The sequence below is a fragment of the Rothia sp. HMSC061C12 genome, assembly GCF_001815755.1.
In the GTDB taxonomy this organism is placed as follows: domain Bacteria; phylum Actinomycetota; class Actinomycetes; order Actinomycetales; family Micrococcaceae; genus Rothia; species Rothia mucilaginosa.
Genome location: NZ_KV821875.1, coordinates 258,000 through 268,426, shown reverse-complemented (window position 1 = coordinate 268,426; position 10,427 = coordinate 258,000). Strand labels below are relative to the sequence as shown.

The window sequence follows — 10,427 nt, the reverse complement described above, 5'->3', positions numbered from 1 at the left end:
GGCGGCTTTCCATTCTCGGAAAGCCGCCGCCTCGCTATATTTTTACTGCTTCCTGCTCAGATGGAGGGGCAGAAACTAGGAACAGGGTGCGAGCGCCTCCAGCACCTGCTGCTGGACCGCCGCCGTATTACTTGCCACCAGGGACACCGGGTGCACGCCGGAGACCGAAACACCCGCATGCTCGGGCAAATCGCCCTCCAGGGTGGAGGCGACGCCGCCAGCTTCGCGGATCAGCGGCAGTAGCGCCGCCACCTCGTAGAAAGACAGGGATGCGTCCACGACGGTGTCCACGGCACCCTCAGCGAGCATACACGCCGCCCAGAACGAACCGTACGCGCGGGAACGACCCACGCAGCCCAGAAGCTGTACAAGCTCGCCAGAGCGGTCCACAGCGCCTTCAGAGGCCGCCTTCCAGGAGGAGAGGTCGGTGTACGCGGCAGACAGCTGATCCAGCTGAGTCAGCGAAGACACCTCAAGACGAGTTGCCTGCGCCAAGGACTTACCCGTGTACGCGCCCGAGCCGCGAGCAGCCCACCAGCGGCGACCCAGCGCGGGTGCAGACACCACACCCACCACCGGCTCACCCTGCTCCAGCAGAGCAATCAGAGTCGCCCACACCGGCACGCCGCGGCGAAAATTATCCAGCTCAGCAATCGGTGCAATCACCCACTGGCGCGACGCCTGACCGTTATAGCCGGCATGCGCACCGGCAATACCGTCGCGAGTACGCACACGCGACAGCTGCGCGCGCAGAAGCTCCTCAACCTCCTGAGCCACACCCGAGGCGTAATCGGCAGGCTCCTGCACCGGCGCCTGCGGTTCTACGGGCTGCTGAGTAGCCTGCTGCCACGGCGCCAACGGTGCCGCAGCGGGTGCCGCCTCGGGTGCCGCCTCGGCGGGCTCTACCACCTCGGAAGCGGGGGAGAAGACCGGGCGGTCACGAAAACGCATGGCGCTCACACGATCGACGCTATCGGCAAGAATATGCGCAAGACGCAAATCGTCGGTGTACTGCTGGGGACGGCTCATAGTAATGCTCTTCTTCAGTATTCGGTGATGTAGTCAGCAAAAATGTGTGTGTAGTGCTGTGTGCAGTGCAGGGGAGAGAACCTAGACGAGAGCGCCCAGTTCCTTCTCCGAATCGCCCTCTTCAGGGGTCAACAGCAGCAGCTTACGCAAGGACTCCAGGCGGTCGGGACCGCTCTCACCGGCGTGACCGGCAGCAACGTACGCCTCCAGACCGCACTCGGGAGCCTGCGCCGCGTGCGTACACGCCTTCGGGCAATCCGCCGCACCTGGCGCCAGATCCACGAACGCCTCCACAACGGTCTCCGGCGGCACATGCGCCAGACCGAAAGAACGAATACCCGGAGTATCAATAATCCAGGTGCCCGGCTCCATCGGGTCGCCGTTCGCATTCACCGGACGCAACGCCAACGCCGACGAGGAAGTATGGCGGCCACGGCCCGTCACCGCGTTCACATGACCGGTCGCACGCTCGGAGCCGGTCAGCGCATTCACCAGGGTCGACTTGCCCACACCCGAGTGGCCCAGAAGCACCGACACCTGACCCAGCAGCTCCTGCAGAAGCTCCTGAACCGGTGCCGACTCCAAACCGGCAGCGCCCTCCTGGCTCGGCGCCAAACCATCCGAAGACGAAGACAGCACAATCTTCAAACCGCTCGCCGCATAGTAATCCAGCAGGTTCTGCGGGTACCGCACATCGGTCTTGGTAATGCACAGGATCGGCTCAATCCCGGCATCAAACGCCGCCACCACGGCACGGTCAATGAAGCCGGTGCGCGGCTCCGGGTTCGCCGCAGCAACCACAATCACCAGCTGCTGAGCATTCGCCACGACCACGCGCTCCGACGGGTCGGTGTCATCGGCGCTACGGCGCAGAATCGAGGTGCGCTCGCCCAGACGCACAATGCGTGCCAGGGTATCCTTCGCGCCGGAGGTATCACCCACCAGGTCCACAAAGTCACCGGTCACAATCGCGGTGCGGCGCAGCTCCTTAGCGCGCGCCGCAATGAGGGTACGCTCCTTCTCAGTACCCTCATCAACGACAACCGACCAGCGGCCGCGGTCCACCGTAATGACCCTGCCACGAATCGCTTCTTTGAAGGTCGGGCGGTCCTTCGTGCGGGGGCGGGAGCCCTTCTTGTTTGGGCGCACGCGCACATCCGACTCATCCCATTCGGAGAAATCGCGCACGTTCATACGGGAAGAACCCATTTAGAAGACCTCCTGGTCGGCGGTAACGTCAGAGGTGGAAGCGCCGGCCTGCCATTGCGCCAGCATGTCCTCCCACATTGCGGTAAATTCGGGCATGGTCTTAGCCACGGTGGCTACGTTCTGCACCACCACATTGGGGCGGCGCAGACCAATAATCGCCGCGAAGGTTGCCATGCGGTGATCGTCGTAGGTGCGGGCCAGAACCGGCGCAGCCTCAGCGGCAGCGGGGATGGGCGCCTCAATCACCAGCGAATCGGCGGTATCGTGGGCGGTACCTCCCAGACGGTTAATCTCAGCGGCGAGCGCTGCGAGGCGGTCCGTCTCATGACCGCGCAGATGCGCAATACCGGTCAGCTCCACGCGGCCCTTCACGAAAGCGCAGGCAGCCGCCATGGTCGGCGCCAGCTCACCACCGGCAGACAGGTCAAAGGAGAAGTCGCCCTCGGGAAGCTGCGCCGGACCGCTCACGGTCAGACGGCCTTCAGCGTAGCGAACCTGCGCACCCAGCGCGGGCAGAAGCTCACGCCACATATCGCCCACCTGGGTCGTACCCGCCGAAGAATCAGCCGCGGGTGCCGGCCAGTGAGGAATAGTCACCGACTCGCCGGTAACCACGGCGGCGGCAAGGAACGGACCGGCATTCGAAAGGTCCGGCTCAATGGTCATCTCAAAGCCGGGGAAAGAACCGGGGTGAACCGTCCAACGGTACTCGCCGCCCTCTGCTTCGTTGCCTTGGTTCGGGTAGTGCTCCTGCACCCGAATACCCATCTGGCGTAGCGCCTCCACGGTCATCTGAATGTGCGGGATGGACGGCACCGAAGAGCCCTCGTGCACCAGCACCATGCCCTGCGGCAGGCGAGGCGCCATCAGCAACAGCGCCGAAACGAACTGGGACGACGTCGAAGCATCAATACGAACCACGGGCGCCTCAGAAACACCCTCTGCGCTCGCCAGGCCGGGGGAGCGCAGCACGAAGGGCAGAGCGTTCTCGCCCTGCTCACACTCCACCTGCACGCCCAGCTGACGCAGACCCTCCAGAACCGGACCCATCGGACGCTGACGAGCATGCGGGTCACCGTCAAAAGCGAACTCACCCGGCAACAGCGCCGCCAGGGCGGGCACAAAACGCATCACGGTACCGGCAAGACCGCACTCAATCGACACCGCTTGTGCGGAACCGGGCTGTGCAAAGTTGAGGGGAGTAACTTTTACATCCGGACCGAACGGCGAATCGGTCGGCACCAGCTCAATACCCGCCCCCAGCTGGCGCAACGCCTCAATCATCAGCGCCGAATCGCGCGAATGTAGCGGCGCACGCAAATACGAGGGGGAATCAGCCAGAGCAGCAAGCAACAGATAACGGTTCGTGAGCGACTTAGAACCCGGAATATGCACCAGCGCGTTCTTGCCAACGGCTTCGCTGGAGGCGGGTGCCAGGGGAGCGGGCCAATCACCGGGGGAAAGCTGCACTGCTGCGTCGCTCATACATCCTCTTCTGGTTCAAATCATGGGGAGGGCGCAGAATCAGAGACGCTGCGCCGGTTGATGTCTACCCCTATTCTACCGGTTGAGGGTTTGCGAGCCGCTGAGGGCTCCAGCGGTGAGATAGGCAGCGCGAACCAGACAACACGAACCAGACAGCGCGAACCAATCAATACGCGTAAAGGCGGCGCACCGTTATTGGTGCACCGCCTTCACTCATCATCAGATGTCTGTACCCCCAGCGGGGCAAGAGCTTGAGGTAGCTTAGAGGTTAGCCTCGGCGCAGAACTTCTGCACATCCTGTAGCAGACGAGCCTTCAGCTGCTCGGGCGCCTGCTGAGCGCATGAAGAACGCATCTTCTCACGAATCATTAGCTCAAAGTCCTTCACATCCGCGCACTCGGGGCAGGCATCCAGATGCGCCTGAACCGTGCGCAGCTGCTCGGGGCTCAGCTCCCTATCGAGGAATTCATAGAGGCGCTTGAGGGCCGCCGAGCAGGGCTGGCCGCCGCAATCCTCCAGCGGCTCAGAAGCCGCGGAGGCTTCAGGGACAGAAGAATTCTTGTCTGTGGTTGACATCGGGGTTCCTTTCACACGGAAGGTATAAAGCGTTAGGGGAGTCTAGCCCCAACCTCATGGGGCTAGCTCACGTGTAGAAGAGCGAAGCTAAGAATCTGCAGGCGCCTTGGAGCCAGAGCCCGCCGGAGGGGACTTTACGCCCTTGGCCGCCTTAGTGCCCTTAGTAGCCTTTGCCGGCTGCCCCTTAGCGCTCGCCTTTGCTACGGCTTTCGCCTCAGCCTTCGCTTCTACCTTTGCGATGGTCGACGGGCGCAGACCGTTCTCACGCGCATAATCGAGCAGCTTCTCACGCAGAATACGGCGGCCACGATGCAGACGAGACATCACCGTGCCCAGGGGGATATCCAGAATCTCCGCAATATCCTTGTACGCGAACCCCTCCACATCGGAGTAGTACACCACCATGCGGAAATCCTCAGACAGCTCGTTCAGAGCCTCACGAACCTCCGTATTCGGCAGGGCACTCAGCGCCTCCGCCTCGGCAGAACGCAGACCCACCGCATCATGCTCACCGGCCTGAGCCAGCTGCCAATCCTCCACCGTCTCACCCTGAGACTGCTGCGGCTCACGCTGACGCTTACGGTACAAATTGATGTACGTATTCGTCAGGATGCGGTACAGCCACGCCTTCAGGTTCGTACCCTCGGTGAACTGGTGGTACGAAGCAAAAGCCTTCATGTAGGTTTCCTGCACCAGGTCTTCAGCATCGGCAGAGTTGCGGCTCATCCGCAGGGCGGCAGCGTAGAGCTGATCCACATACTGCATAGCGTCCGCGGTAAAGCGTTCGCGCAGCTCGCGGGTATCCGCTGCGGTGTTGGTTTCAGCCATGTTTCTCCTCTACAGGAACGCGCCAGGCGTTCACTTCCATAACGTAGAATTCTTCTCTTTATTCCGCAGAATGCGCACAAACATCTGCGGGTAAAGCAAAACCCCGGGTCCGAATAATATCCGAAACGCCGGGGTTTTAAAGTGTATGCAAGATACCTTATGCGTTGGGGCGCTTACCGTGGTTTGCGCCGCCCTTACGACGGTCCTTGCGCTTACGACCGCGCTTGCTCATCAGAGCCTCCTTATAGTGTTCATGGATGCACGCCCCACCTTCGCGGTGCGCGCTCCCTATTACCTGCCCTAGCAGAGGCGGTCACCGAAAACCGGTGGCCCACGCTATAAGGGCAACGCCGTCTATTTTTTCATAGAAACGGCATGATTGCATCTTGGAACCGGGATATGAGCTAAAAAACACGAACTTTCTTCGCCTCAGCTCACAACCCCAGCCGGGGGAGCAGGCTCTTAGCCGTGCTCAGGAATGTTCAGCCAGTTGTACCAGCCGCGGTGCAGAACCAGCCACGCCATCAGACCGTAACCGGACTGACCCGGGCGGCCGTCATTAGCGGCAAGGTCGTTGCGCCACTGCTCGTGGTGAAGCAGCGGGTTGAACGTATCCACGTACACGTGGTTACGGCGGGTCACCACATCCGCGTACGCCGCCGAAAGGTCAGCGATACGGCGGTTACGCTCAGCGTCCAGGGTCGGCGGCGGACCAACAACCAGAACCTTAATGTTGTTCTGCGACGCCATGTCCACAATGTTCGCCAGGTTCAAACGCGAACGAGCGCTGGTCAGACCCAAATCAATGTCAAAGGTCGACGGAGCAATAATGAGGCGGTTATCAGCACCGGGAACGAAGCGGCGGCGCGCCTCCTCGAACCAGCGTGCATTCAGCTGCTCGCTACCTTCATTGGGGGCGGCAAGGTTATATGCCGCAATGGATGCGGTGGTCTGCGGGGTGCGCGCCATAACGCGGCCAAACCAGCCGAGGGTACGGGGGTCGCCAACACCGGCGAGCAGGTCATCGCCGACTGCCACAATTCGAATATTGCGTTGCTCCACGGAATTCTTTCTTCAGCAGGATGCGCCCGCCGTGAGAGGCGGCAAGGCACGTGAGTAATAGTCTTCATATCTAGGATAAGCGCTTACCGGCCTCTTTTCGAACTTAATACCCTATCCGGTAAGCATCCGAGACTAAAAAACCCGTCTGCCCGCCAGAAACATCTGACGGGAAGACGGGTTTTGAAGAGCTAAATCATGAGCCGATTAGCTGTAGAAGACCTTAGCCTTCGAAGACCTTAGCCTTCGAAGACCTGCTTGAGCAGAGCCTCAGCCTCAGCTGCGTGCAGCTTACCGGTACCGGCAGCCGGGGAAGCAGCTGCGGGGCGGGAAGCCAGGCGCATGCGGCGGTCGAGCAGCGGCTGCAGGTTGAGAGCCATGAACGGCCACTGACCCTGGTTAGCAGGCTCGTCCTGAGCCCACACAATGTCGGTAGCGTTCGAGTACAGAGCCAGCTGCTCCTTGATCTCCTGCTCGGGTAGCGGGTACAGCTGCTCCACCGAGACAATAGCGGTCTTGGTGTCGCCGCGGCGCTCGCGCTCAGCTTCCAGATCGTAGTAGAGACGACCGGATACGAAGACCACACGCTCAACCTGAGCCGGGTTGATACCCGAACGGTCACCAATCACCGGCTGGAACGAACCCTCGGTGAAGTCCTCGATGGAGGACGCAGCAGCCTTCAGACGCAGCAGCTGCTTGGGGCTGATCACCACGAGCGGCTTGTACGGACGGTGCTGAGAGTGGCGACGCAACAGGTGGAAGTGCGAAGCCGGGGTCGAGGGGCATGCAACAGTCATGTTGTTCTCAGCGCACAGCTGCAGGTAACGCTCAACACGAGCCGAGGAGTGGTCAGGACCCTGACCCTCGTAGCCGTGAGGAAGCAGCATAACCAGCGAGGAGCGCTGGCCCCACTTCTGCTCGGAGGAAGACACGAACTCATCAATGATGGTCTGAGCGCCGTTTGCGAAGTCACCGAACTGAGCCTCCCACACCACGAGCGAGTCGGGGCGCTCCACCGAGTAGCCGTACTCGAAGCCGAGAACGCCGTACTCAGAGAGGAAGGAGTTGTAGATACGGAACTTGCCCTGGTCCTCAGAGAGGTGCTCCAGCGGCGACCACTCTTCATCAGTGATGTGGTCGTGCAGAACAGCGTGACGCTGAACGAAGGTACCGCGCTGAACATCCTGACCGCTCATACGAACGTCGGTGCCCTCCATCAGCAGCGAACCGAAGGCGAGCAGTTCACCCATACCCCAGTTCACGTTGCCGGTGCGGCCCATCTCAACGCGCTGCTCCATGAGCTTCTTCAGCTTCTTGTGGACGGTGAAGCCCTCGGGCTCCTTACCGAACGCATCAGCGATGTGCTGCAGAGTCTCACGGGAAATTGCAGTCTTACCGCCGTGAACGACCTCGGTGTTCTGCTGGGATGCGGGCAGTTCCAGACCGGAAACGTGCGCGCCAGCAGGAGCCGGTGCCGAAGACTGAGTCTCGACGAAGATAGCGTCCAGCTTCGAGTGGTAGGAGTCCAGAACTTCGTCTGCCTCTTCCTGAGAGACATCGCCGCGACCGACCAGGTCCTGTGCGTACAGGGTGCGGGTCGAGGGCAGGACGTCAATATCCTGGTACATCTTCGGCTGGGTCATCGACGGATCGTCAGCCTCGTTGTGACCGCGGCGGCGGTAGCAAATCAGGTCAATGACAACGTCGCGACCGAAGCGCTCACGGTACTCGAATGCCAGGCGTGCGGCGCGAACCACTGCGTCCGGGTCATCAGCGTTGACGTGGAAGACCGGAGCCTTAGTCATGCGCGCAATGTCGGTAGCGTGGGTTGCGGTGCGGCCGTCGTTCGGCAGGGTGGTGAAGCCAATCTGGTTGTTCACCACAACGTGCACGGTGCCGCCGGTGGTGTACGCCTTCAGGTCAGCCATCTGCAGGGTCTCCATGACGATACCCTGGCCAGCGAACGCTGCGTCACCGTGAATCAGGATCGGCAGAACCGGGTGGCCCTCAACGCCCTGCTCGCGGTAGACGTCCTGCTTAGCGCGGACGATACCCTCGAGCACGGTGTTTGCAGCCTCAAGGTGCGAGGGGTTAGCAGCCACGTAAACCTGGGTCTGCTTACCGGAATCGGAGGTGAAGACACCCTCGGTACCGAGGTGGTACTTCACGTCACCGGAGCCACCCTCGTAGGGTGCTGCGGTGCCGGAGAACTCACGGAAAATCTGAGCGTAGGACTTACCAGCAATGTTGGTCAGCACGTTCAGGCGACCGCGGTGTGCCATACCAATGGCAACGCCCTTCAGGTCGTTGTTAGCTGCCTTGTCCAGAACAGCGTCCAGCAGCGGAATCAGGGACTCGCCGCCCTCCAGGGAGAAACGCTTCTGACCCAGGTACTTGGTCTGCAGGAAGTTCTCGAATGCCTCAGCCTCAACCAGCTTGGAGAGAACACGCAGCTGCTCCTCGCGGGTGGGCTTAGCAACGCCGCGCTCCAGGCGCTCCTGGAACCATGCGCGAACCTCGGGGTCCTCAGAGTACATGTACTCAACGGACAGAGAGCCGGAGTATGCCTCGTGCAGGCGCTCCAGGATGGTGCGCAGCGGCAGACGCTCGGAACCGCCGAAGCCACCGGTCGGGTAGACGCGGTCCAGATCCCACAGGGTCAGGCCGTAGTTCTCCAGCTTCAGGTCCGGGTGCGAACGCATCTTGTAACCAACGGGGTTGGTTGCTGCGGTCAGGTGGCCGTGCACGCGGTACGCGTGAATCAGCTGCTGGATACGTGCAACCTTGGAAATCTCGTGAGCGTCATCGACGTGGTTGTCGCGTGCCCAACGAACCGGCTCGAAAGGAACCTTCAGGTCGCGGAAGATTGCGTCGTAGAAGTCGTCGCCGCCGAGCAGGTAGTGCTCAACCAGCTTCAGGAACTCACCGGAACCTGCACCCTGAATGACGCGGTGGTCGTAAGTGCTGGTCAGGGTGATGATCTTGGACAGACCCTGCTGGGTGATGAGCTTCTCGGACAGACCACGGAACTCAGCCGGGTACTCCAGCGCACCCACACCGATGATGGCTGCCTGGCCCTTGGAGAGGCGGGGCACCGAGTGGACGGTACCAATACCACCGGGGTTGGTCAGCGAAACAGTGGTGCCGCGGAAGTCCTCAATGGTCAGCGCGCCGTTACGGCCACGCTTAACGATGTCGTTGTACGCATCCCAGAACTCGCGGAAGCTCAGCTGCTCAGCACCCTTGAGGTTCGGAACGACCAGGTTACGGGAACCATCGGGGCGGGGCAGGTCAATAGCCAGACCAAAGTTCACGTGTGCGTTGTGGATTGCAACGGGCTTGCCCTTCTCGTCCACACCGTAGGTCACGTTCATCGAAGGCATCGCTGCCACTGCGCGAATTACTGCGTAACCAATCAGGTGGGTGAAGGAGACCTTGCCGCCGCGGGTGCTTGCCAGGTACTTGTTGATGGCAGCACGGTTCTCAATGAGCAGCTTTGCGGGGACCGCACGAACGGTGGTTGCGGTGGGGACAGTCAGCGACTCTTCCATGGTCGTGACAACTGCCTTAGCAGGGCCGCGGAGGGGGACAATCTTGTCTTCAGCAGGTTCCACAGGTTCAGCCTTCTTGGTAGCAGCGGGAGGGGTGGGGTTAGCAGGCGCAGCCGCAGGCTTCGGTGCCGCGGGGGCGGGAGTTGCTACAGGTGCGGCAGGTGCAGCCGGTGCGGCGGGTGCCGCAGCAGGAGCTGCACTAGCGGTACCGGCGCCTCCCAGCGCCTTGTCGATGGTCTCAAAAATGGGCCACCATGAAGGGTCCACGAGGTTCTTGTCCTTCTGGTAACGCTCGTACTGTTCTTCAACGAACCATTCGTTACCGGCAAATTCCTCAGGCACCAGATGTTCTGGCAGATTTGGCACGTTAAACGCCTCTTCCAATTAGTGTGAATTTATCCGTCGCGTCCGGGACTCTCCCCGGCATAGACGACCCGCGTCTTCGAGGGGCGAATCATCACGCTGAGCATGTGCGCATCGCCTAAGATGGTGGCTGTATGTGCGGGGTGTGCACCGTACAAACCTGCCTAGCGTGCCGTGAACGTCGGGGTTCATCCGCTTGCATGGCGGCACACTCATGCTCCTATGTATAAGTGTAAAGAGAAGCACGGTGAACTTTCCAGCTCATCGCGCCATATCCGCAATGCAATTTTTCACTCTTACGGATTAGCAATGAGCCGCGTGTGCAAC

Annotated in this window: 8 protein-coding genes; all 8 read right to left on the bottom strand. The window is 61.1% G+C overall.

The genetic code is table 11. The features are described from left to right. Positions 1–75 precede the first annotated feature (75 nt). Positions 76–1,029 carry an inositol monophosphatase family protein gene (locus tag HMPREF3055_RS08110; protein ID WP_070738810.1) on the bottom strand — a complete coding sequence of 318 codons (954 nt, stop codon included), beginning with the start codon at positions 1,027–1,029 and terminating at the stop codon, positions 76–78. A gap of 81 nt (positions 1,030–1,110) precedes the next feature. Then, a complete protein-coding gene (gene rsgA / locus HMPREF3055_RS08105; RefSeq protein ID WP_049354305.1) occupies positions 1,111–2,238 on the bottom strand; it encodes a ribosome small subunit-dependent GTPase A in 1,128 nt (375 codons plus the stop codon). Then, the gene (gene aroA, locus HMPREF3055_RS08100) at positions 2,239–3,723 is read right to left on the bottom strand and encodes a 3-phosphoshikimate 1-carboxyvinyltransferase (RefSeq protein WP_070738809.1); all 1,485 of its coding nucleotides are present in this window, start codon (positions 3,721–3,723) and stop codon (positions 2,239–2,241) included. Positions 3,724–3,984: 261 nt separating this feature from the next. Then, positions 3,985–4,299, bottom strand: a complete 315-nt coding sequence (gene rsrA / locus HMPREF3055_RS08095; RefSeq protein WP_049349515.1) for a mycothiol system anti-sigma-R factor — start codon at positions 4,297–4,299, stop codon at positions 3,985–3,987. Between the two features lie 87 nt (positions 4,300–4,386). Further along, positions 4,387–5,127, bottom strand: a complete 741-nt coding sequence (locus HMPREF3055_RS08090; protein WP_070738808.1) for a sigma-70 family RNA polymerase sigma factor — start codon at positions 5,125–5,127, stop codon at positions 4,387–4,389. Between the two features lie 157 nt (positions 5,128–5,284). Then, positions 5,285–5,359: a 50S ribosomal protein bL37 gene (locus tag HMPREF3055_RS09560; RefSeq protein ID WP_095343185.1), complete on the bottom strand. Its 75-nt coding sequence runs from the start codon at positions 5,357–5,359 to the stop codon at positions 5,285–5,287. Positions 5,360–5,589: 230 nt separating this feature from the next. Next, positions 5,590–6,189, bottom strand: coding sequence for a GDSL-type esterase/lipase family protein (locus HMPREF3055_RS08085; RefSeq protein ID WP_005505446.1), 600 nt, complete (start codon positions 6,187–6,189; stop codon positions 5,590–5,592). Between the two features lie 236 nt (positions 6,190–6,425). Further along, a complete protein-coding gene (locus HMPREF3055_RS08080; protein WP_070666777.1) occupies positions 6,426–10,103 on the bottom strand; it encodes a multifunctional oxoglutarate decarboxylase/oxoglutarate dehydrogenase thiamine pyrophosphate-binding subunit/dihydrolipoyllysine-residue succinyltransferase subunit in 3,678 nt (1,225 codons plus the stop codon). Positions 10,104–10,427: the final 324 nt, after the last annotated feature.

Bases quoted from the DNA above. Each gene is read 5' to 3' on its own strand.
- HMPREF3055_RS08110 (WP_070738810.1), bottom strand. From the start codon at position 1,029: ATGAGCCGTCCCCAGCAGTACACCGACGATTTGCGTCTTGCGCATATT.
- rsgA (WP_049354305.1), bottom strand. From the start codon at position 2,238: ATGGGTTCTTCCCGTATGAACGTGCGCGATTTCTCCGAATGGGATGAG.
- aroA (WP_070738809.1), bottom strand. From the start codon at position 3,723: ATGAGCGACGCAGCAGTGCAGCTTTCCCCCGGTGATTGGCCCGCTCCC.
- rsrA (WP_049349515.1), bottom strand. From the start codon at position 4,299: ATGTCAACCACAGACAAGAATTCTTCTGTCCCTGAAGCCTCCGCGGCT.
- HMPREF3055_RS08090 (WP_070738808.1), bottom strand. From the start codon at position 5,127: ATGGCTGAAACCAACACCGCAGCGGATACCCGCGAGCTGCGCGAACGC.